The sequence below is a fragment of the Actinoplanes sp. NPDC024001 genome, assembly GCF_040638955.1.
Classification (GTDB): Bacteria; Actinomycetota; Actinomycetes; order Mycobacteriales; family Micromonosporaceae; genus Actinoplanes.
The window spans coordinates 166,351-188,440 of record NZ_JBEZZB010000002.1 but is presented as its reverse complement, the minus strand read 5'-3'; the positions used below and the strand labels follow the sequence as shown (position 1 = coordinate 188,440).

The following is a 22,090-nucleotide window of genomic DNA, read 5'->3' as shown; positions in this document are numbered from 1 at the left end:
GGGAGCCCGGTGGGCTCCCTTTTTCCTTGCCGGTCAGCTCTGCGGCGGCTCAGACGGACCGGGGTCCTCGGGCGGCGCGCTGGACGACTCGGTGGGCGGGGTCGCCGGTTCGCTGGTGGACAGCTCGACGGACGGCGAGGCCGACGGCGAGACGGACGGCGGTGCGGAGGACGCCGGGACGGACGGGCTCGCCGACGCGGACCGCGAAACCCGCACCGGCGGGTCGGCCGGCGCGGAACGGGTGGGCTTCGTCGTACGCGAAATGATCGCTGGAACCGTGTGCCGCGCTGCCGGCTCGGTGGTCTCCGGCGCCGCGCCCGCACCGACCCCGCCGAAGTCGACCTCGGCACCGGTGTCCGGGAACTGCTCGCCGACCGTGGACGGCCGCTCGCCGGGCGCGACGTTCACCGCGCCCAGCTGGGCGCCGAGCCAGAGTGCGGGGCCGACCCCGATGGCGACGATGGCCCCGAACAGCGTCAGTGGACCTCGTTCCATGAGTGCCCTCCCCCGCTACGAGACGATCGTCGCGCGCCTCCGGGACTGCTGCTACCCATTTCGGATGGCACCGAAGCCAACAACCGCTGAGGTTATTGTGACCCAAAGTGACGTAACGGTTGCTCATCCGTCGTGGATGAGACTGCGGGCCGCGCGGCGCTCAGCGGGTTCCGGCCAGGAAGGCCACCGCGTCCTCCCACGCTGACCAGCCACCGGGCAGTTCCTCGGTGTCGAAAGCCGGCCGCAGGGTGACGCTTCCACCGTCCCGCAGGTCGAGCACCCAGCCCCGGCGGCGGCCGGAGAGCGCGGTGATCGACGCCACGTCGGCGAAGGGCAGGAACCGGCTCCCCTCGACCGGCGCGGTCGCGAACCGGGCCAGTCGGCGGCGGGCCTCGGCCGTCCGGCCGCGGGGCAGACCGGGCACCAGGTGCAGGCCCAGGTCGGTGATCAGCAGATCGGTGCGCTCGCCGTCGGCGGTGAGGTTGACCAGACCGCCGAGTGCCTGGGCGCGGGCCGGCGCGACGGCGCCGGCGGGTGCGGCCAGGTCGACGCCGATCTTCTCCAGATACTCCCGGACCGAGGCGACCGTGGCCGGGTCCGCGGCGGCCGCGGCCAGTTCGGCGAGGTTCAGGTACGCGCCGTCGGCACCGACCACCTCGGCCGCCCCGGTCCAGCTGTGCCGCCACCGGACGACCCCGCTGCGCAACGCGGCGAGAGCGAGCATCAGGCCGAGCAGGTCGACGATGCGTGCGGTGGTCTCCTCCGGCGTGCCACCCGGGAAGATCGTGCCGGCCGCCTCGCGCAGCCGGCCGTCGCCGGCGAGGTCCAGGACCTGCTCCGGACCGGACACGGCAGAGCCCACCGCCCGGGAGACGGTGGCCAGTGCGGCCTCGGCCTCGCGTTCCATCTCGGCGGTGCGCGCCAGGCTGAGGAACTCGTCCCAGGAGACGACGGTGCGCTCGCCCGGCGGGAACGCCACGTCCTGCAGTGCACGGCCCAGTTTCGGCAGGTCGGGCACGAGGTCGGGGGTGTCCTCGGCCGGTTCCGCCGGCTCGGTCGATGCGGTTGGCTCGGCCGGTTCCGCGGGTGTCAGGGCGGCCAGCCGCTCGGCCAGCGGCGGATGGGTGTCCCACGGCCCGGACGGCTCCGGCTCCTGCGCCCGCAGCCGCGACAGGTCGGCGGACCGGGCGGCCAGCACCCGCAGCAGCCCGCCGAAGACGTCGTCCGGGACGTATCCGGCCTGCCAGCCCGGCCCGACGTACTCGGCGTGGAAGAGCCGCTGCATCCCGGCGAGGGCGGGCAGGTCACGCAGGGCCGCGACGGTCGGCCCCACCCCGGCGTGCTCGGCGGCGATCCGGTCGGCGGCCAGCTCGTGCTCCCGGCTGAACGGCGCGTCGATCCGCCGGTACCAGCCGGCATAGGCGCGCAACAGCGCGCCCGCCGGGTTGCGCCGGGAGATCCGCGGCACCATCCGGCCGACGGCGACCCGGCCGCGGTACGCGAGCGGCGCCCACCGGCCGGACCGGGACGATCCGTGCGCCAGCTCGTGGGTGAGCACCGCGCGCAGCCGGTCCTGGTCCCACGCGATCAGCAGCGGCAGACCGAGGTAGAGATCGCGGGCGCCGCCGAGCAGGCCGAGCAGCCGGGTACGTTCGCCGAGCACCACGGTGGCATCCGCGACCACCGTGATCGAGTCCGGCGGGCGTACCCCGGCGGCCGTGGCGGCCCGGTCGGCGAGCTCCCACAGCCGGGGCGCGTCGTCGCGGGTCACCGCCACCCCGGCCGGCACCCGGCGGCGGGTGTGCAGGGCGCGCCAGGTCGCGTACCCGGCCGCACCGAACGTGGCGATGCTCAGCGGCACCCCGGCACGCAGCGCGACCTCGCTCGGCAGCAGCGTCAACACCGTCCACAGAACCAGCAGCACCACGGCCAGCTGCAGCCCCGCCACGAGCAGGAAACCGGCCAGGCCCGCGGCCGATGCCCTGGCCGCACGTGCACCGTTGCTCAAGCCGTACTCCTCCCGCACATCGGCCCCAGCCTAGGGGCCGAAACCCGGCGCGACCGTTTCGCGCCCGCGCAGCGGGATATACGAGCGATATGGCCGACCTCGATCAGACCTTCGCCGTCGCCCTCAAGGGGTACGCGTGGCTGCCGGATCTGCGCCGCCGCGCCCGTGGCGGCCCGGTGCTGACCCGCGTCATGGGACAGCCGGCGATCGGCATCAGCGGACCGTCCGCGGCGCAGTTCTTCTACGGCGCCGGGAACCTGGAGCGGCACACCGCGCTGCCCGGTCTGGTGGTGCACACCCTCTTCGGCGCGGGTGCCGTGCACACCCTGGACGGCGCGGCGCACCGGCACCGCAAGGCGCTGTTCACCGGTCTGCTGCTCGGCGACGGCATCGACACGCTGGCGAAACTCGCCGGTGAGGCGTTCGACGAGGCGTCTGCCGGGTGGCCCCGCGACACACCGCTCGTGCTCTTCGACGAGGTGGCGCGGATCATCGCGCGGGCGGTGACGCGCTGGGCCGGCGTACCGCTGAGCGACCGCGAGGTGACCACGCTGGCCCGGGATCTGGTGGCGATGGTGGACGGCTTCGCCACCGCCGGCCCGCGCGCGGCGCGGGCTCTGGCCGCGCGGCGGCGGCAGGAGCACCGGCTTTCAAAGATCATTGCAGAGGTACGCCGGAAGCCGCCGTCCGAGAGTCCGCTGTCGGTCGTCGCGCACCACACCGACGAACAGGGCCTGCTGGATCCGCGGACCGCCGCCGTGGAACTGCTCAACATCATCCGGCCGACCACGGCGGTGGCGTGGTTCGTGGCGTTCGCGGCGCACGCGCTCGACCGGTGGCCGCGGCACGGATTCCGGCTGCGTGACGGCGACGACGAGTACACCCGGGCGTTCGTGCACGAGGTGCGCCGGTTCTACCCGTTCGCGCCGTTCCTCGGTGGCCGGGCGGTTCGCGACCTGTTCTTCCAGGGCGAGCCGATCCCGGCCGGGACGATGGTGCTGCTCGACGTCTACGGTCAGCACCACGATCCGGATCTGTGGGAGGAGCCGTACGCGTTCCGCCCGGAACGTTTCCTGGGCCGCGAGATCGGCGACTTCGACCTGATCCCGCAGGGTGGTGGTGATCCGCGGACCGGCCATCGGTGCCCGGGCGAGAAGATCACCATCGCGGTGCTGGGGACGCTGGTGCAGCGGCTGGCCGCTCTGGACTACTACCTGCCGCCGCAGAACACCGACATCGACCTGAGCCGGGTCCCCGCCCTCCCCCGCTCCCGCATCCGGATAGTCCTCCCCTGACGCCTCAGACGGTGCGGCCGGGCCAGTCGATCTCGGGTGAGCGGTGGTAGGCGACGCCGGCGGCGTCCCAGCGCGGCCCGAAGGCGGCGAGCCGGGCGCGGAACGACTCCCAGTCCCGGCTGCCCTGCGGCGACCAGGCCACCTCGGCCACGGCCGGCAGGCGGGGGAAGGTCAGGTACTGCACGTCGGCCACACTGCGCAGCGTCTCCGACCAGAGCGGCGCCTCCACCCCGATCAGCGACTTCTCGTCCACGCCGGGCAGCCGGTCCGCCGGATCCCAGTCGTAGGCCCGCTCGACGCTCAGATGCCCGGCCCAATCCAGGCCGAGCCGGGTGTCCGCGTCGTACTTCATGTCGAGGTAGGTGCGGTCGGCGGGCGCCATGATGATCTGCCGGCCGGCCGCGGCGGCGCGGGCCACGTTCGGCTCGTCGCCCTCGATACGCCAGTACTGGACGACCGCGGTCTCCGGCAGCTCGGCCGCGGCGATCTCGTGCCAGCCGATCGCCCGCTTGCCGTACTTGCCGGGCAGCGGCAGCACCCGCGTGAGGAAGGTGCGGTAGTCCTCCGGCGGCGTGGACAGGCACTCGTCGCCACCGATATGCAGGTAGGGCCCGGGAGTCAGGTCGGCGACCGTCCTGATCACGTCCTCGACGAAGGCGTAGGTCTCCTCCATGCCGGCGACCAGCGAGCTGTACCCCACCTCGGCGTCGGTGCGCGGCGCCACCGGCTGCCCGTCGGCGGTCAGTTCCGGGTACGCCACCTGCGCGGCGTTCACGTGCCCCGGCATGTCGATCTCCGGCACGACGGTGACGAACCGGTCGGTGGCGTACGCGACCACGTCCGCGTACTCGGCCAGGGTGAGGAACCCCGGCCCGGACCCGTCGACACCCGTGCCCGCGCCACCACTGACCTCGGTGAGCCGCGGCCAGGCCGGGATCTCCAGACGCCAGCCCTGGTCGTCGGTGAGATGCAGGTGCAGGTGATTGATCTTGAACTGGACGAGCAGGTCGATGTGCGCCTTGATCTCGGCGGCCGTGAAGAAGTGCCGGGCCAGGTCGAGCATCGCCCCGCGGTAGGAGAACCGCGGCTCGTCCTCGATCACCCCGCCCGGCAGCTCGTCACCGAGCTGGCGCAGCGTCTGGACACCCCAGAACAGCCCCTGCGGAGAACCACCGGAGAGCGTGACCGAATCGGCCGCGATCTCCAGCCGGTAGCCCTCGGCCGGCAGGGCCTCGTCCAGCCGGAGCCGGATCGGTCCGTCCGCGGCGAGCGGCAGGCCGAGGTGGGCGGCGACACCCGTGGTGCCGGGAGCCGCGTTCACCGCCGTACCGGGAGTGATCGTGAAATTTGCGGCCGGAACCGGCCGCACCGAGGCCGGCAGGGGGATCACATCGCTGAGCTGCTTCGTCTGAGCGCGCACTCTGAACACTCTAAACTGTTTCTCCATGACGATCACCGTGCTGGCCCGGCGGCGGAAGACCTATGCCAACCCATGAAACCCGACAGGGCCGGATAGGCGACGAGACGTCGCTGCACGACCTGGCGGCGCGGACCTTCGGGCTGGCCTGCCCGCCGGGGACGGCACAAACGGACATCGACGCCTTCATCGCCACCCACCTGTCCGTGCCGAGTTTCGCCCGCTACCTCGCCGACCCGGACCGGATCATCGTCATCGTGTCCGCGGATGATCAGCCGGCCGGCTATTCGATGCTGGTGCGCGGGCCGATCACCGACCCGGACGTCGCCGCCGTGGTGGACGAGAAGACCAGCATCGAGCTGAGCAAGTTCTATCTGCTGCCGGAACGGCACGGCAGCGGTCTCGCCCACGCGCTGATGACCGCGACGCTGGACGCGGCCGCCCGGACCGGCGCCGAGACCTGCTGGCTCGGCGTGAACCAGAGGAACGTGCGGGCGGCGAAGTTCTACGCGAAGCACGGGTTCGAGATCACCGGAGTGAAACGGTTCCTGGTCGGCACCGAGTGGCACGACGACCATATCCGGCAAAGGGCCCTATCCTCCGCGCATGGTTGAGGTTCGCGCCGCCCGGGACGACGACGTCGAGATCATCTGCGACATCTGCGCCCGCGCCTATCACGCCGCGTACACCGGGCTGGTCAGCAGCGACTATCTGGACCGGATGCTCGCCGAGTTCTACCGGCCCGAACGGGTCGGCAAGGCGATCGCCGCCGCGCCGCCGGACTGGCTCGGCTACCAGGTGGCCGAGGAGGACGGGCGGGTGCTCGGCTTCGCCGCCGGCGGCATCGTCGCACCCGGTTCCGGTGAGCTGTTCACCCTCTACCTGGAGCCGGGCCTGCGCGGCCGTGGCCTGGGCACCCTGCTGCTGGACCGGGTCACCGCGCAGCTGCGCGATCTCGGCGCCACCGAGATGTGGGTGGCCGCGCTCGACGGCAACGAGCAGGGCATCCCGTTCTACGAGGCGCGCGGCTTCACCCGGGAACGCCGGCGCAAGGCCTACGGCACGACCGACGCCGAGGACTACTGGTCCTGGCTGCTGCGCCGCCCGATCTGAACCGTGAACCCGATCCACGGCATCGGGCATCAACAGGTGTGAACGACCTACGCTCGCAACCGATGCACATCTCCGACGACGTGCTGATCAAGGAGTCGGTGCGGGAGCCGGAACGATTCGCGCCGCTCTTCGACCGGCATGCCGCGGCGATCCATCGCTACCTGGCCCGCCGGATCGGCCCGCCCGCGGACGACCTGCTCGCCGAGACCTTCCTCATCGCGTTCCGAAGACGCGCCGCCTATCAGCCGATCGGGCTGGAGGTCCGCGCCTGGCTCTTCGGCATCGCCACCAACGTGCTGCATCGCCACGTCCGCGAGGAGGAGCGGCGCTACCGGGCGCTGGCCCGCGCCGCCGGCGAGCGACCGGACGTGCACGCCGACGACGGCGCCGAGGACCGGGTGGACGCCCGGGCGGTTCGAGCCGACCTGGCCGCGGCCTTGGCACAGCTCAAGGCCCGCGACCGCGACGCGCTGCTGCTTCTGGCCTATGCCCAGCTTTCGTACGCGGAGATCGCCGCGACCCTGGACATCCCGGTGGGCACCGTCCGTTCCCGGATCAACCGGGCCCGCCGGGTGACCCGCGCCGCCCTCGACCTGCCGGCCCGCGACCTCCCGGCGATCCGCGCCGCCCTCGACCTGCCGGCCCGCGACCTCCCGGAGGAGGAGAAGTGAACGACATCGACCTGCTGGACGCCCACGGGCCGCAGGGGCCGGAGCTCTCCGGCGAGGCCTGGAGCGCCGCCCGCGCGAGACTGGTCGCCGAGATCGCCGAGCCGGCGCCCGCCTCCCGCCCGCGCCGCCGCTGGATCTCGCTGCTCGTCCGGCTGACCGCCGTGGGGCTGGCCGGCGTCGCGGCCGTCGCCGTCACCATCGCGGCCCTGCCCGATTCCCGGTTCTCCGGCCCGGTCCCGGATGCCCGGACGGCCGTCGCCGGCCCGCGCCCGATCCGGCTGGTCGCCGCGACGGCGCCGCAGTTCCCGTTCACGCTGCCCGGCTTCGGCAAGCCGGTCTACACCGCGGATCCCGGCGGCCCGGTGATGGCCGTCTTCGGCGACACCGACACCTCGGACACCGTCGTCCTGCTCGCTGAACCGGAGGAACCGGGCGGCCGGCGCAACTCCGAAGTGGACGGCCGTCCGGCGCGGATCTCCGACTACGAGGAGAACGGCACGGTGACCACCACCCAGCTCACCTGGGAACGCCGCCCCGGGCAGTGGGTGACCCTGGTCGGCAACGGCCGCTACGCCGGCGAGTCCGAGGTGCTGCGTCTCGCCCGCACCGTGGTGGACGACCCGCAGGTGGTCGGCTTCAAGCTCACGCTCGGCCTCGCACCGGATGGCTGGGTGCTCGGCGGCTTCAAGGGCGACGACCGACTCGTCTCGATCATCTCGTACCAGGAGCCCGGCACCGGCCGTGAGCTGCACGTCGTCTGGTACGGCCCGGGCCAGCGCGAGGACGCCGGCTGGGAGGGTTTCGAGGCCGAGTACCCGGTGACGGTGAACAAGCGGAAGGCAAGGCTGGTCCAGGCCACCGAGCGGTGGATCCTGGTCGGCACGTTCACCGACGGATCCACCTATCAGCTCATGGCGCCGCGCGACTTCAGCCGCGCTCAGGTGCTGGAACTCGCCGGCTCCGTCAGGATGCACCCGTAGCTGCCCGGCGGGACAGCTCCGCGCGCGCCTTCATCAGCGCGAAGCCCAGCAGGTTCAGCCCGCGCCAGGCGGCCGGTTCGGCGGCGCGGGGATCGGTCGCGGTCAGGCCGATCCCCCAGATCCGGTCGAGCGGGCTCGCCTCGACGAGCACCCGGTTTCCGGTGGTCAGCAGGTAGTCCCGCAGCTGTGGATGCTGACCGAACTTGGCGAGGCTGCCCTCGACCACGATCGCGAAGCGCTCCCGCTTCCAGATCTCCTCGTCGAACCCGGCTGCCCGGCCGCCGAGGCGTTTCGCCTCGCCCGGGTGGCCGGCCGCCAGGATTCTCGCCGCGGTCGTCTCGTCGCCGAAGAGGCGGGCCTTGCGCCACATCATGTAGTGCTCGGCCGACCGGAAGGTCACGCCGTCGACGGTGAACTCAGCCGGCAGCCACTGGCTCAGGCAGCCTGCGTCGACGCGGGCGCCCGGCTCCTCGGAGTGCTTCCAGAAGTAGAGGAACTTCGCCGGGCGCTCGGCGGCGAGCAGGTCGGCCACGCTGAGCGGCGTCGGGATCTCTGGCACCCGCGCAGTATCCGGTGTCCGGGCGAGCCACGGGAATCAATTGAATTTTATATAAGCAGAGGCTTAAACGTGACGCGAAAGTGTCGCACCCGGCCGGTACCTTCATTCGTGCGGACCGGCGCCACGGGGGCGCCGGTCCGTCCAAACAAGGCTCAGGCCGCGCCTCTGACCAGGGCTTCTCCGGTCGCACGCACCTGATCGCGCAGCTCCGGCGGCGACTCCACAGTGAACGGTGCGGCGAGCACGCCGAGCAGCATCACCGGCCAGCCCAGGTCGTCGACGCTCATCCGCAGGCGGCACGAGCCGTCCGGCTGCTCCTCCACCGTCGCCCACTGGCCGGCGAAGGAGCGGACCACCTCGGCCGTCGACTCGATGCGCACCGACACGTCGTAACGGTTGGGGATCGTCGCGAGCCGGCCCCGCAGCCAGGCCACCGGGTCGCCACCGGGCAGGTCGCGGGGGCGGAAACGCGCGCCGGTCAGCGCGGGCCCGGTCAGCCGGTCCACCCGGAAACTGCGCCAGTCACCGCGGTCCAGGTCCCAGGCCACCAGATACCAGCGGCGGCCGAGCGAGACCAGCCGGTGCGGCTCGACGTGCCGGCGCATCGTCTCGCCCTCGCGCGGGGTGTAGTCGAAGCGCAGCCGCTCCTCACCCCGGCACGCCATCGCGATCGTGGTCAGCGACACCGCGTCCAGTGTGGGGCCGCCGCCGAAGACGCCGGGGGCGGTGACCGCCTGCAGCGCGTCGATCCGGCGGCGCAGACGGGGCGGGAGCAGCTGGATCACTTTCGCGAGCGCCCGTACCGAAGTCTCCTCGAAACCGGCGACGGCGCCGGCGGCGGCGCTGCGCAGGCCGACCGCGATGGCGACCGCCTCCTCGTCGTCGAGCAGCAGGGGCGGCACCGCCGCGCCGGCCTGCAGCTGATAGCCGCCCGCGACGCCGCGGGCGGCGTCGACCGGATAGCCGAGCTCCCGCAGGCGGTCCACGTCACGCCGCAGCGTGCGAGGGCTCACCTCCAGGCGGTCGGCGAGCTCGGCACCGGGCCAGTAGCGATGGGTCTGCAGCAACGAGAGAAGTCGCAGCATCCGAGCACTTGTGTTCGCCATGAATCCAGACTCCATCGCAATGCGGTCAGAAAGTGGCCGCTTCGAACTCTAGCGTCATGGACATGATGATTGAGACGCGAGAGCTGACGAAGCACTTCAAGGACGTTCGCGCCGTCGACGGCATCGATCTGACCGTGGAGCGGGGCGAGCTGGTGGCGCTGCTGGGGCCGAACGGGGCCGGCAAGTCCACGACATTGCGGATGCTCACCACACTCATCCCGCCGACCTCCGGCAGCGCCTCGGTCGCCGGCTTCGACGTGGTGCGGCAGCAGCGCGAGGTGCGCCTGCGGATCGGCTACATCGGACAGGGCAACGGCGCCGGCCACAGCCAGCGCGGCCGCGACGAGCTGGTCAGCCAGGGCCGGGCGTACGGGATGCGGGTCCGCCCGGCGCGGGAGCGGGCGAACGAGCTGATCGACTCTCTCGGGCTCGGCGACGTCGCCGACCGCACCGTCTCCACCCTCTCCGGCGGTCAGCGCCGCCGGCTCGACATCGCGATGGGCCTGATCCACTCGCCGGAGCTGCTCTTCCTCGACGAGCCCTCCACCGGGCTCGACCCGCAGAACCGGGCCAACCTGCAGGAGCACATCGTGCGGCTGCGCGCCTCGCGGGAGACCACGATCGTGCTCACCACGCACTACCTGGACGAGGCCGACTCGATGGCCGAGCGGGTGATCGTGATCGACCACGGCCGGATCATCGCCGACGACACCCCTCAGCGGCTCAAGGCGAAGCACGTCGGCGACCACGTGATCCTCGGATTCACGGTGGAGCACGACGCGATCGCCGCGGCCCGCACGCTGAACGCCGAACGGCACGGCACCGCGGTGCGGGTCACCGCCGAGGACGGCCCGCAACTGGCCCCGAAGCTGCTCGACGACCTGAGCGCGGCCGGCCTGGCCGCCTCCTCGATCGAGGTCACCCGCCCCACCCTCGATGACGTCTTCCTGACCCTGACCGGCCGCAGCCTCCGCGAGGGCCGCGCCGACGAGACCGTGGAGGTCTGATCATGACTTCGCTCGTCACCGACACCCAGGTCGTCTTCAGCCGGGAACTGCGGCCGGTCATCCGGGACCCGTTCTCGGTGATCTTCTCGATGATCCAGCCGCTGTTCTTCCTGGCGCTGTTCGCACCCCTGCTACCCGACACCGGGGACGGTTCGGCGCTCCAGTGGTTCGTACCCGGGATCATCGTGATGTCCTGCCTCTTCGGCTCCTCGATGACCGGCTCGAACCTGCTCTTCGAGATGCAGACCGGCTCGCACGAACGGATGCTGGTCACCCCGCTGCGGCGGCCCGCGCTGCTGATCGGGCGCGCGCTCAAGGAGATCGTGCCCATGGTCGCGCAGGCCGCGCTGATCGTCGTCGTCTGCATCCCGTTCGGCTTCGAGCTGCACCTGGGCGGCGCGGTGCTCGGGCTGCTGATCCTGGCCGGGTTCTGCATCGGTCTCGGCGCGCTCTCCTACACCCTCGCGCTCGCCTCGAAGAACAAGGAATGGCTGTTCTGGACCGTGCAGCAGACGCTGCTCTTCCCGCTGCTCCTGCTCGCCGGGGTCCTGCTGCCGATCGACAACGGCCCCGGCTGGTTGCGCACGCTCTCCCACTTCAACCCCATGACGTACGTGGTGAACGCCGAGCGAGCCCTGTTCTCCGGCGAGGTGATGGCTCGCAGCACGGTCGAGGGCCTGATCGCCGCCGCCGGCATGGCCGCGCTCGGCCTGTTCATCGGTGTCCGCGCGATGCAGCGCTCGGACTGATCGCATACCTTTCTCTCGCGTGACACGACGTGGGAGGGGGCGATGGTGGGTCCGCGTCTGCCCAGTGCCATCAGCCGGCTGTTGGAGAACCTCACCCGGCCGGAGGCCCCGCCTCCGGCCGGCCGGCACGGCAACCCGGACGCGGTCGTCGACTGCGCCGTCTACACCAACGGGGCTCGCCGCGGCGCGGGACAGATGCCCTACCCGGAGGCCGCCCGGCTCGCCCGCCGGCGCGGCTCCTTCGTCTGGCTGGGCCTGCACGAGCCGGACCGGGCCACGATGGCCGCGGTCGCCGACGTCTTCGGCCTGCACGAGTTGCTCGTCGAACAGGCCGTCTCCGGCGGGCACCGGCCCGGCGTGGAGACGCTGGGCGAGGTGACCCGGCTGGTCCTGCGCACCGCCCGCTACGTCGAGCACGACCAGCTCACCGCCACCTCGGAGGTGGTCGAGACCGGCGACGTCACGGTGCTGATCGGCCCGTGGTTCGCGATCACCGTGCGGCACGGCCCGGTCGGCCCGCTCTGGGCGGTCCGCCGTGAGCTGGAGCAGCGCCCGGAGGTGCTGCGGTTAGGCCCCTGGTCGGTGGCCTACGCGGTCGGCAGCCGGATGGTCGACAGCTACCTGGAGGTCTCCGAGCACGTGCAGCACGACCTCGAACGGATCGAGGAGGAGACCTTCGCCACCGTGCGGTCGGCCGAGTTCGCCCACATCTACCAGCTGAAACGGGAGCTGGTGGAGTTCAAGCGGGCGGTGCTGCCGCTGGCCGAGCCGCTGAGCCGGCTGCTGGAGATGCGCGAGTTGCCGGCCGGGCTGCGGCCGTACCTGGCGGACGTGCGGGGGCGGCTGGCGCGGGCGGCGGACCGGGTGGCCGGCTTCGACGACCTGCTGAACTCGGTCCTGCAGGCCCGGCTCGCCCAGATCTCGGTGGATCAGAACCACGACATGCGCAAGATCGCCTCGTGGGCCGCGATCGCCGCGGTGCCGACCGTGATCGCCGGGATCTTCGGGATGAACTTCGAGGTGATGCCGGGGCTCCGCTCGCCCTACGGCTTCGCCGCGACGATCATCGCCATGGTCCTGATCGGTGGTGTCCTGCACTGGCGATTCCAGCGTGCCGGATGGTTATGACCGTCACACAGCGTTATAGCGACGTAAGTCACAGTCTGGCGACGCGCGAGGATCAAGGGTGACAACCCCGCCACAGACCCCCAGCATGGTGGGGTTGATCAACCTAACGGATCCTGTCAACCACCGATACGGCTAGTTTCCACACCGGACGGTCGGCGAAGCTCAGGCGTCCAACCCTAGCCCGCGAACACGGCGAGTTACTAAGTTCTCAGACTGCGTCGATCTTTGGGGGAATGACAGAGTGACAGCAACCGACGCCGCACCGCAGCACGCGGAGTCGACGGGTGAACGCGGCATTCTCGCGGCCTTGAAGGGGCACGTCGACCTCTTCCTGAACGCCGGGTCGCTGATGGCGACCACACTTCTCACCTCGGCGTTCGGCTTCGCGTACTGGTGGGTCGCGGCCCAGCTGGCGACGACCGAGGCCGTCGGCCAGGCATCCGCCGCCGTGTCCGCGATGACCCTGATCGGCACCATCGGCATGTTCGGCATGGGCACCATGCTGATCGCCGAGCTGCCGTCGATCAGCCGCGGCAAGTGGGACCTGATCTCCACCTGTCTGCTGACCGCGGGCACCGCGGCCACCGTGGGCGGCCTGATCTACGTCGCGCTCGCCCATCTGTGGATCCCCAGCCTGCAGGACGCGCTCGGCGGCAACGTCGCGACCGTGCTGCTGGTCGTCGGCATCGCGCTGAACGCCATGACCCTGGTCCTCGACGAGGCCATGGTCGGTCTGCTGCAGGGCCCCCTTCAGCTGATGCGCAACGCCTGGTTCTCGGTGATCAAGCTGGTCCTGCTGGTCCTGGTGGCGCTGCTGCCGGGCGTGCTGACCGGCGGCCTGATCCTGCTGACCTGGGTGGCCGGCATCGTCGCGTCGACGGTGATCCTGCACCGCACGCTCCGCCGCCGCGACATGATCGACTCGCTGCGTCCGCGGGCGAGCCTGCTGCGCGGCCGCGGCAAGGCGACCTTCGACCACAACCTGCTGAACCTGGCGACCTACCTGCCCCGCGCCGCGCTGCCGCTGGTCGTGACCGCGGTGCTCTCGGCCGAGGCGAACGCGGCCTTCTACACCGCGTTCATGGTGCTGTCGTTCCTGGCGATGGTGCCCGGCAATGTGGCGCTCACCCTTTTCGCGGTGACCGCCGGCGACAAGGCCGCGCTGCGCAGCAAGGTCCGCGTCGGCCTGCTCATCTGCCTCGTCATCGGCCTTCCGGCCTCGCTGTTCGTCTACGTCTTCTCCGACTTCATCATGTCGCTGTTCGGCGCCGAGTACGCGACGACCGCCGGCACCGCGCTGGCGATCCTGGCGCTGTCCTACATCCCGTTCGTCTTTCACCACTTCTTCCTGGCCATCGCCCGGGTGCAGAACAAGCTCCGCGGCGCCGGGATCTTCGCGGTCTTCGCCGGGGTGGCGGAGCTGCTCGCCGCCTGGTGGGGCGGCAGCAAGGGTGACCTGAACGACCTGGTGACCGCCGTGGTCGTGGTGATGGCGATCGAGATGGTGCTGGTCGCGCCGATGGTTCTGAAGGTCGTCTTCGCCCCCGTCGTCGACATGTCCGCGGTAGCAGAGGGAGTTAACGTCATGTCCACCACCAGCCTGACCCTGCGCGAGCGCGCATGGCTGCCGCTGGAGTACATCCGCACGGTCGGCCCGCTCACCGGGGTCAACGCCGAACGGGTACGCAACGCGCTGATCGGCCTGCACACCGCCGACCCGACCCACCGTGCGGTCTCCCGGCTCGACCGGTCCGGTGCCAAGTGGCAGCACATGGACGGCGCCTCCTTCGAGCGGTACGTGCACGACGCGGTCACCGATCTCGGCCCCGGCCCGGTCGACTTCGACGCGATGACCCGGCAGCTGCAGTCCGAGCCGCGCGGGCACCACCCGGTGCGGATCCTGGTCGGCGGCGGCTACTTCGCGCTCAAGGTCTCGCACGCGTACGGCGACGCCGGCCCGGTGAACACGCTGGTGCGGGAGATCGTCCGGGCCGCGTACGAGCAGCGGGCGGCCCGCATCGCCCCGTCCGAGCGGCACCGCACCGCGCTGGTCAAGGCCTGGTGGAAGCAGTTCGGCCTGCACCCCGACCGGTGGAAGACCGGCCTCAGCTTCGCCCGCCCGCCGCACAACGACGAGGTGCCGACCCGGCCCTGGCAGGACAGCCTGACCGTGCGCACGGCGCGATCGGCGCGGGTGCTCGGCCAGATGCGGGCCTGGCGCGACGAGTACGCGCCGGGCGTGACCACCTCGGCGATCACCTTCGCGGCGTTCACCGCGGCGCTGATCGAGATGGGCTACAAGCCGGACATGCGCGGCGGCACCTTCCTCGCCGACGCCCGCCGGTACCTGGACAAGGGCGTCAGCATCGACAGCAACTTCTGCCAGGGGCCGTTCCTGAGCCCGCCGAGCCTGACCGACCCGATGGCGATCCACAAGACGCTGAAGGCGGAGCTCGCCACCGGCCGGATCCTCACCATGATGCTGCTGCGCGAGGGCAAGATCATGCTGACCGGGGCGCCCGGCATGCCGGACCCGTACCCCACCGAGGTGCCGATCGAGCCGCAGCCGCGGCTCACCTTCAGCAACCAGGGCCGGCACGACGTGCTCGGCGACCTGCCGTGGGCGGTCGAGCCGGCCGGGCGGGTCAACCAGAGCGTGCCGACGCTCAACGGGCCGGAGGGCATCACACTGACCACCAGCGAGATGAACGGGGTCCTGCACCTGGAGGCGACGTTCCACGCCACCACCTACGACCCGGCGCTGATCGCCCGGGCCCTCGACGTGGTCTGTTACGACCCGGCCGGGCTCATCATGGCGCACCGCTGAAAAAGGACCAGCGCCCGGCCGGACTGCCCCCCGGCCGGCCGGGCGCTACCCCTCGCGATCAGCAGGGAATACGGCATTCGGGACTTTTCATAATGTGACACGCGGCCGGCGAAATGCCAGCCGCGTGTCGCTTTTGCGCTATGTGAGCTGATGGCCCTTGTGTGCCGTTCCGCGTGCCTTACTTCCCATTGTTACCGCGGCGATCAGGGCCGGCGTTGCCGCCGGGCTCCCCTGCTCGCCTTTCCGGACTTGTCCCAGCCCAGCGAGCCACCCTGGACCTGTCCGAGCCCAGCAGGCCGCCCTGGACTCATCCCTGTCCAGCAGGCTGCCCAGGGCCGCCCGGCTGAGCCTGACCCGGCTGAGCCTGGCCGCCCGGCTGCGCCTGACCGGTGGGCTTGCCCTGGCCACCACCGGAGTGCTGGCCAGGGCCGCCCTGCCCAGGACCGCGGTGACCCCCGCCCGGGCCACTGTGCTGTCCCGGACCGCCCGGACCGCCATGTCCCGGACCGCCGGGACCGCCCTGGCCGGGCCCGCCCGGGTGACCGTGTCCGGGGCCGCCCGGACCGCCGTTGCCACCCGGCCAGGTGTTGCGCAGCACCGGCAGTGCCAGCACCGCCGTGCGCGTCATGGTGCGCGACCGCCACCCGCATTCGTCGTAGGAGATGGTCGCCCACAGTCGCACCACCCCGGTGCGCTGCAGATACGGGGTGACGCGAATCCTCGTGTAGTCCGTGCGTCCCGGCCGCAGCGTCTCACCACGGGACAGCGACGCGCTGCGCCGGAAACCCGGGTAGTCGACCTTCACCCGGTCACCCCGCACCCGGACCTCGACGTCGCAGACGCGCCGGTCCGTACGCCAGTGGATGTTGACCCAGTTGCCGGTGTTGGCGCGAACCTGCTGGAGCCAGCTGGAGACCGGCTGGGGGCCTCGCGGGGCTGCTGCGGCGGGAGCCGCCGTCGTCACCGCGGCGATGCCGGCGGCCGCGGTGGCCATGGCAACGAACGCTCCGATTCGCCGACTCTTCTGCATGGGGATTCCCTCCAGTGCCTGATGTGTCCGTCGCCGCGTTGGGCGCCTCCGACAAAACGGACAATATGGCAATTGCTCTGCAGGGACTGCGTTTTCAACGGCGTTTCGGACGAAGAACCCGTTCTTGTACAAAATGTTTAGAACGCCTCAACCGAAAAGATGATGTTGGGCAGGCGACTAGGTCTCCGGAAACGGGGTATAGCGCGGGAGCATGACGCAGAAGAGGGAAACCGCGCCGGAGGACCTCGGCGCTCCAGTCGCCTATCTGGTCCTGAAGGACGGCACACCGGTGTACGACCGCTCCGGCGAGTCGGTCGGCACGGTGGAGCACGTGCTCGCCGACGAGCCACAGGACGTCTTCCACGGCCTGCTGATCAAGACGAGCGACGGTCACCGGTTCGCCGGTGGTGACCAGGTCGACGGCCTCTACGAGCGCGGCGTGATCGTCAGCGAGCCGGCCGACCGGCTGGCGACGCCGAGCGCCGACGCACCGGCCGGCCTGGCCGAGAGCCGCAGCACGGCCCTGAAACGAGCCTGGGACTGGCTGGTCGAGCCCAAGTAGGACGGACGGGTCAGCGACCCCAGCGGAGCAGGCAGGCGCCGAGCGACATGCCGCCGCCGAAACCGGCCAGCAGCACGAGCTCGCCGTCGCGCAGCGAGCCGTTGCGGGCCGCGTCGTCCAGCGTGACCGGAAGTGACGCGCTGCCGACGTTGCCGTACCACGGCAGGGTCAGGTGGGTGTGCGCGTCCTGGAAGCCGGCCGCCTCCACCAGCTCCTGCAGCATGATGCCGTTGGCCTGGTGCGGCACGAAGTGGTCGACGTCCTCGGCCTTCAGGTCGGCCCGGCGCAGCAACCCGTCCAGCGCCGGCGGAACCTGGGTGGCGACGAAGTCGCGGACGCCGCGCCCGTTCATCCGGAAGTAGTGGTCGCCGTCGGCGACGGTCTCCGGCGAGGCGGGCAGGCGGCTGCCGCCGCCCTTCACGTAGATCAGGTCGCTGGCCTCGCCCCGCGACGCCAGCTCCATGTCGATGATCCCGTAGCCCTCGGGAACCGCGCCGACCACCGCGGCGCCGGCGCCGTCACCGAAGAGCACGGCGGTACGCCGGTCGCCGAAGTCGAGGATCCGCGAGTAGATGTCCGAGGCGATCACCAGCACCAGCGCGCCCGGGTTCGCGCCGATCAGACCGTTCGCCACGCTCAGCGCGAAGACGAAGCCGGCGCAGACCGCGTTGACGTCGAAGCACGCGGCCCGGGTGGCGCCGATGGCGTGCTGCACCAGGTTCGACGTGGGTGGCTGGGGGGAGTCACCGGTCGAGGTGGAGACGATGATGTAGTCGATCTCCGCCGCGGTGACGCCGGCCCGCTCGAGCGCCGACCGGGCCGCGTTGGCGGCCAGGTCGGACGCCGCCTCGTCCGGTGCGGCGAACCGGCGCGCCTCGATCAGCGTCTTGCGTGACACCCACTCCGGATCGGCGTCCGGCACCAGGTCCAGCAGGTCCACATTGCTCACGACCCGCGCCGGGAGGTAGGAACCCGTCCCGAGAATGCCGACCGCCACGCGTCTCCCCCGTTGTGCTCACGTTTTGCTGCCCTCCGAATCTTATTGATCGAGGGCAGCGACATGCGGATCGATCCACTGCCGGTTCGGCTGAGAAAAGCCGGACAGTCCGGCAGCTGAACCTCGGTCGGATCTCGGCTTTCGCCTACTGGGAGGAGCGGTCCCGATACGTCCAGGAACCGCCGAGCGTCGGACGGCCGTTGCCCTGCTGGCCCGGCTGACCCTGCTGGCCCGGCTGCTGCTGGCCCGGCTGGTTCTGCTGCCCCTGCTGCTGACCCGGGCGGCCCTGCCATCCCTGGTTCTGCGGCTGCTGACCCCAGAGCTGACCGGGCTGCGTGCCGGTGTTGGGCACCGGGCGCGACTCCAGGCGCTGCGCGAGGTAGGCGGCGGCCATCCGGTCGTCCTCGGTGGGCGCGGCCATCAGCGAGTAGACCATGCCGATGATGGCGAAGAGCACCGCGCCGCCGATCGGCACGAGCAGGCCGCTGGCGGTCGCACCGGCGACCGAGCCGAAGCCGGGCTCGGAGAGCACCGACATGGCGAACATGCCGGTGAAGTGCATGCCGTTGACCGCGACACCCATGACGAGCGCCGAGAGGAAGATGACGACCGGCTTGCGCACGACCAGGGTCAGCCAGAGCGCGACGCAGGCCGCGACGACGGCGATCGCGATGGAGAGCGCGACCTCACGGCCGGCGTAGTGGATCTCGCCGTGCAGCTTCATCGCCGCCATGCCGGTGTAGTGCATCGCCGCCACACCGAGGCCGGCCAGCGTGCCGCCGATCAGGATGCGGGTACGCGGGGCGGCGGTGCCGAGCAGCGCGATGGCCAGGCCGACGCCGACGGCCACGAACGCGATCACGGCGCTCGCCGCGGTCAGGCCGACGTCGTACCGGATCGGGGTGCCCTCGACCTTGAAGCCCATCATGGCGACGAAGTGCATGCTCCAGATGCCGGTGGCGCCGATGGCGACGGCCGCCAGGATCAGCCACCAGATGCGCTCGCCCCCGGACTTGGCCGACCGCAGCCGGACCGCCGCGGTGAGCCCGAGCAGGGAACCGAGCACGGACAGGACGTAGCTGACCGTCGGGGTAACCCATCCGTACTCGAAGTGATGGATCTCCGCCATGTCGTGCTTTCCTCTCGCTCGCGATTCCGCCGGGCTGCATCCTGCCCTCGCCACCGCCAGGGGCGTGACTGATTGTGACGCAGCTTTCGTTACGAGAGAACGTGCAGCTGATCTCGATTTGGATCTACGGCCGATTTTATGTTCGCCACAGCCGCCCATCGGGCATCGTTTGGGCACATAGCAGGCGGGAACACCCGCTCAGTAGCAGACGGTGACAAATCGACCGGATACGATACAGGTGAACGCTAATATAACGATGCGTCACCCGGCGCGGGACAGCAGACCCAACGCCGGCGCACGCTGAGAGTGCAGAATCTGCACGGTGTCCTCGGTGCAACTGCCCGGTTTGTCGTCCATCACGCAGAGGGTGCCGATGACGTGGCCCTCGGCGGAGTTCAGCGGCACGCTGGCGTAGGACCGCACTCCACTGATCGAGAAGAGCGGGGTGTCCGCGTACTCGTCATTGGCACTGCTGTCGCTGATCAGCACTGGCACGTCCTCGGCCACGACGATCGTGTCCGGTGACCATTCGACCGGCACCCCGCCGGCCTCACGGACCCACTTCGGCAGCCCGTACGACCCGGCCACCACCACGCTGTCGTTGAGCACCAGGGTGATCGCCGCCATCGGGACACCGGTCAGCCGGGTCAGCTCCTCGGCGAACGTGTCGAGCGTCGCCGCGTGCGCCGGCCGGGTGAGGAAGTCGGAGACGGCGAGCAGCCGCTCCACGTCGACGAGCTGGTTCGCCGCGTCGTGCCCGGCCTGCTCCCCGGCCTGCCGGGCGGCCAGCAGCTCGGCGGTCGCGTCGATCAGGTGCTTCGGCCGGACCGGTTTGGAGATCGTCACGTCGACGAGGCCACGCGCGGCGGCCGGCGCGGCCGCGGACAGCATGATGACCGGAATGCTCGCGGTGGCGTCCGTGGAGCGCAGCCGGTCGGCGACGTCGAGACCGCTCATTCCCGGCATGTGGTGATCGAGAATGATCAGGTCCGGCCCGTTCGCGGCGACCGCCTCCAGAGCGGCGGGGCCGTTCGGGGCGGTGTGCACGGTGTGCCCCGCGCTGCTCAGCACGGTGGCGAGCAGTTCGGCGATGTCGGTGTCGTCCTCGGCGACCACGATCGACGCCATGCGGTGACCCTCCTCGGTCGGTCGGCCGGTACGCCCGACCTTAACCCCGACCGCTGCCAGAGGTGTCTTGAACTGCGGATACTCGTAGGGTAGGTGGAATGCGGGAACGATTGACCAACTGGGCCGGCAACATCGTCTTCGGGGCGGAGCGGGTGCACCGCCCCCGTTCGGTCGCGGAGGTGCGCGAGATCGTCGCCGCCGCCGGCCGGCTCCGGGTGCTCGGCAGCGGCCACTCCTTCAACCGGCTCGCCGACACCGACGGCGACCTGCTCTCCCTCGCCGACCTGCCGCGCACTGTCGAGATCGGACCGGACCGCACCTCGGTCCGGATCGACGGCGGAATCCGTTACGGCGAACTCGCCGCCCGGCTCGCCGCCGATGGCCTGGCCCTGCAGAACATGGCCTCGCTGCCGCACATCTCGGTGGCCGGTGCGGTCGCCACGGCCACCCACGGGTCCGGGGTGCGCAACCGCAACCTGGCCACCGCCGTCTCGAGCGTCGAGATCATCCGCGCCGACGGCGAGCTGATCACCCTGGACCGGGACAGCGCCGACTTCCCCGGCGCGGTGGTGAACCTCGGCGCGCTCGGCGTCGTCACCGCCCTCACCCTGGACGTGGTGCCGGCCTTCGAGCTGCGGCAGTACGTCTACGACAACCTGCCCGGCTCCGCGGTCCGCGACTCCCTCGACGAGATCCTCGCCGAGGGATACAGCGTCAGCCTGTTCACCCGCTGGACCGGCACCGACGTCGACATGGTGTGGCTGAAGCGACGGGACCCGATGCCGGCCGGCGACTGGTTCGGCGCGCGGCCGGCCGACGGCCCCCGCCACCCGGTGCCCGGCATGCCCGGCGTCAACTGCACCGAGCAGGGCGGGGTGCCCGGTCCCTGGCACGCCCGGCTGCCGCATTTCCGGATGGAGTTCACCCCGAGCAGCGGCGAGGAGCTGCAGTCCGAGTGGCACGTCCCGCGGGAGCGGGCCCTGGCCGCGATCGAGGCGGTGGGCGCGCTCCGCGAGCGGGTCGCCGCGGTCCTTCAGGTCTGCGAGATCCGTACGATCGCCGCCGACGACCTGTGGCTGAGCCCGAACTACCAGCGCGACAGCCTGGCCCTGCACTTCACCTGGATCGCCGACACCGAGGCCGTGCTGCCGGTGGTCGCCGACCTGGAGCGGGTTCTGAACCCGCTGGGCGCCCGCCCGCACTGGGGCAAGATCTTCACCACCGAGCCGGCCGCGGTGCGCGAGGCCTTCCCGCGGTTCGGCGACTTCGCCGCGCTGCTGCGGCGTCTCGACCCGGCCGGCACGTTCCGCAACCCCTGGCTGGAGAAACTGCTCGGCTGAGCCGGGAGCAGCGTGGGGATTCGCGGCGCGAGTCCCCACGCAACGGCTCAGCAGCCGCAGGCGGCGCCGGCGGCGACCGGGGCGGTCAGGTCGTCCACCGGCCGGGCGCTGATCCCCCGGTCGTCGCGCACCGGGAAGCCCTCGCGCACCCAGTACTCGTACCCGCCGATCATCTCCTTGACCGGGTAGCCGAGCTTGGCGAACTCCAGCGCCGCCCGGGTCGCGCCGTTGCAGCCCGGACCCCAGCAGTACGTGACGACCCGGCTGCCCGGCGGGACCACCTCGGCCGCCCGGGCGGCGATCTCCCGGGTGGGCAGGTGCACGGCGTGTGGCAGGCGGCCCTGGTCCCACGCCTCGGCGCCGCGCGAGTCGATCACCACAATGCCGGGGGTGCCGGCTTCCAGGTCGGCGTGCACGTCGCTCACGTCGGTCTCGAACTCCAGGCGGGCGGCGAAGAAGGCGACAGCGGAAGAAGTCATGCCCTGATCGTGCCGCCGCGGCGATTGGCGGCCCAGTGGCGCGAGGGACACCGAGCGCTAAGATCTCGCC

The 22,090-nt window shown here is 71.3% G+C and carries 21 protein-coding genes; 11 read left to right on the top strand and 10 right to left on the bottom strand.

Features of this window, described 5'->3' with window-relative positions:
• Positions 1-33: 33 nt before the first annotated feature.
• Both AB0F81_RS01965 and AB0F81_RS01960 read right to left on the bottom strand, forming a co-directional pair.
• Positions 34-495, bottom strand: coding sequence for a hypothetical protein (locus AB0F81_RS01965; RefSeq protein ID WP_360189394.1), 462 nt, complete (start codon positions 493-495; stop codon positions 34-36).
• Positions 496-655: 160 nt separating this feature from the next.
• Positions 656-2,503 (bottom strand): M48 family metalloprotease, encoded by a 1,848-nt coding sequence (locus tag AB0F81_RS01960; RefSeq protein WP_360189391.1) that lies wholly within the window; start codon positions 2,501-2,503, stop codon positions 656-658.
• A gap of 89 nt (positions 2,504-2,592) precedes the next feature.
• Between AB0F81_RS01960 and AB0F81_RS01955 the strand changes: the two genes are divergently transcribed.
• Positions 2,593-3,798, top strand: coding sequence for a cytochrome P450 (locus AB0F81_RS01955; RefSeq protein WP_360189388.1), 1,206 nt, complete (start codon positions 2,593-2,595; stop codon positions 3,796-3,798).
• A 4-nt stretch (positions 3,799-3,802) separates the two neighbouring features.
• Here the strand turns inward: AB0F81_RS01955 and AB0F81_RS01950 are convergent, their stop codons facing one another.
• Positions 3,803-5,218, bottom strand: a complete 1,416-nt coding sequence (locus AB0F81_RS01950) for a beta-N-acetylhexosaminidase (protein ID WP_360189385.1) — start codon at positions 5,216-5,218, stop codon at positions 3,803-3,805.
• Positions 5,219-5,280: 62 nt separating this feature from the next.
• Here AB0F81_RS01950 and AB0F81_RS01945 point away from each other — a divergent pair, with 62 nt between their 5' ends.
• From AB0F81_RS01945 to AB0F81_RS01930, 4 genes are all read left to right on the top strand, one after another.
• Positions 5,281-5,829 carry a GNAT family N-acetyltransferase gene (locus AB0F81_RS01945; RefSeq protein ID WP_360189382.1) on the top strand — a complete coding sequence of 183 codons (549 nt, stop codon included), beginning with the start codon at positions 5,281-5,283 and terminating at the stop codon, positions 5,827-5,829.
• Complete coding sequence (locus AB0F81_RS01940) at positions 5,822-6,328, top strand: GNAT family N-acetyltransferase (protein ID WP_360189379.1); 507 nt, start codon at positions 5,822-5,824, stop codon at positions 6,326-6,328. Before AB0F81_RS01945 ends, AB0F81_RS01940 begins: the two co-directional genes overlap by 8 nt.
• 62 nt (positions 6,329-6,390) lie before the next feature.
• Complete coding sequence (locus tag AB0F81_RS01935) at positions 6,391-6,999, top strand: RNA polymerase sigma factor (protein ID WP_360189376.1); 609 nt, start codon at positions 6,391-6,393, stop codon at positions 6,997-6,999.
• Positions 6,996-7,979, top strand: coding sequence for a hypothetical protein (locus tag AB0F81_RS01930; protein ID WP_360189374.1), 984 nt, complete (start codon positions 6,996-6,998; stop codon positions 7,977-7,979). The genes AB0F81_RS01935 and AB0F81_RS01930 overlap by 4 nt, the downstream gene beginning before the upstream one ends.
• On the opposite strand, the gene AB0F81_RS01925 is transcribed toward AB0F81_RS01930, so the two are convergent.
• Positions 7,963-8,538 carry an NADAR family protein gene (locus tag AB0F81_RS01925; RefSeq protein WP_360189371.1) on the bottom strand — a complete coding sequence of 192 codons (576 nt, stop codon included), beginning with the start codon at positions 8,536-8,538 and terminating at the stop codon, positions 7,963-7,965. The two genes, AB0F81_RS01930 and AB0F81_RS01925, sit on opposite strands and share 17 nt — an antisense overlap.
• Before the next feature lie 152 nt (positions 8,539-8,690).
• Positions 8,691-9,644 (bottom strand): YafY family protein, encoded by a 954-nt coding sequence (locus AB0F81_RS01920; RefSeq protein ID WP_360189369.1) that lies wholly within the window; start codon positions 9,642-9,644, stop codon positions 8,691-8,693.
• A 65-nt stretch (positions 9,645-9,709) separates the two neighbouring features.
• On the opposite strand from AB0F81_RS01920, the gene AB0F81_RS01915 reads away from it, so the two are divergent.
• From AB0F81_RS01915 to AB0F81_RS01900, 4 genes are all read left to right on the top strand, one after another.
• Positions 9,710-10,651 carry an ATP-binding cassette domain-containing protein gene (locus AB0F81_RS01915; RefSeq protein WP_360189519.1) on the top strand — a complete coding sequence of 314 codons (942 nt, stop codon included), beginning with the start codon at positions 9,710-9,712 and terminating at the stop codon, positions 10,649-10,651.
• 2 nt (positions 10,652-10,653) lie between these two features.
• On the top strand, positions 10,654-11,400 hold the full coding sequence (locus AB0F81_RS01910; RefSeq protein WP_360189366.1) for an ABC transporter permease: 747 nt from the start codon (positions 10,654-10,656) through the stop codon (positions 11,398-11,400).
• A gap of 42 nt (positions 11,401-11,442) precedes the next feature.
• Entirely contained in the window at positions 11,443-12,528 is a 1,086-nt protein-coding gene (locus AB0F81_RS01905; protein WP_360189363.1) for a magnesium and cobalt transport protein CorA, read from the top strand.
• 241 nt (positions 12,529-12,769) lie between these two features.
• Entirely contained in the window at positions 12,770-15,355 is a 2,586-nt protein-coding gene (locus AB0F81_RS01900) for a lipopolysaccharide biosynthesis protein (protein ID WP_360189361.1), read from the top strand.
• 307 nt (positions 15,356-15,662) lie between these two features.
• Here AB0F81_RS01900 and AB0F81_RS01895 read toward each other — a convergent pair whose 3' ends face one another.
• On the bottom strand, positions 15,663-16,349 hold the full coding sequence (locus AB0F81_RS01895; RefSeq protein WP_360189358.1) for a hypothetical protein: 687 nt from the start codon (positions 16,347-16,349) through the stop codon (positions 15,663-15,665).
• Between the two features lie 247 nt (positions 16,350-16,596).
• On the opposite strand from AB0F81_RS01895, the gene AB0F81_RS01890 reads away from it, so the two are divergent.
• Positions 16,597-16,947, top strand: coding sequence for a PRC-barrel domain-containing protein (locus AB0F81_RS01890; RefSeq protein WP_360189355.1), 351 nt, complete (start codon positions 16,597-16,599; stop codon positions 16,945-16,947).
• Between the two features lie 10 nt (positions 16,948-16,957).
• Here AB0F81_RS01890 and AB0F81_RS01885 read toward each other — a convergent pair whose 3' ends face one another.
• The 3 genes from AB0F81_RS01885 to AB0F81_RS01875 form a co-directional block, all read right to left on the bottom strand.
• Complete coding sequence (locus tag AB0F81_RS01885; protein WP_360189352.1) at positions 16,958-17,944, bottom strand: ketoacyl-ACP synthase III; 987 nt, start codon at positions 17,942-17,944, stop codon at positions 16,958-16,960.
• A 145-nt stretch (positions 17,945-18,089) separates the two neighbouring features.
• Complete coding sequence (locus AB0F81_RS01880) at positions 18,090-19,073, bottom strand: MHYT domain-containing protein (RefSeq protein ID WP_360189350.1); 984 nt, start codon at positions 19,071-19,073, stop codon at positions 18,090-18,092.
• A 261-nt stretch (positions 19,074-19,334) separates the two neighbouring features.
• Positions 19,335-20,201 carry a response regulator gene (locus tag AB0F81_RS01875; protein ID WP_360189347.1) on the bottom strand — a complete coding sequence of 289 codons (867 nt, stop codon included), beginning with the start codon at positions 20,199-20,201 and terminating at the stop codon, positions 19,335-19,337.
• 98 nt (positions 20,202-20,299) lie between these two features.
• Between AB0F81_RS01875 and AB0F81_RS01870 the strand changes: the two genes are divergently transcribed.
• Positions 20,300-21,541: a D-arabinono-1,4-lactone oxidase gene (locus AB0F81_RS01870; RefSeq protein WP_360189344.1), complete on the top strand. Its 1,242-nt coding sequence runs from the start codon at positions 20,300-20,302 to the stop codon at positions 21,539-21,541.
• A gap of 47 nt (positions 21,542-21,588) precedes the next feature.
• Here the strand turns inward: AB0F81_RS01870 and AB0F81_RS01865 are convergent, their stop codons facing one another.
• Positions 21,589-22,020, bottom strand: a complete 432-nt coding sequence (locus AB0F81_RS01865) for a rhodanese-like domain-containing protein (RefSeq protein ID WP_360189341.1) — start codon at positions 22,018-22,020, stop codon at positions 21,589-21,591.
• Positions 22,021-22,090: the final 70 nt, after the last annotated feature.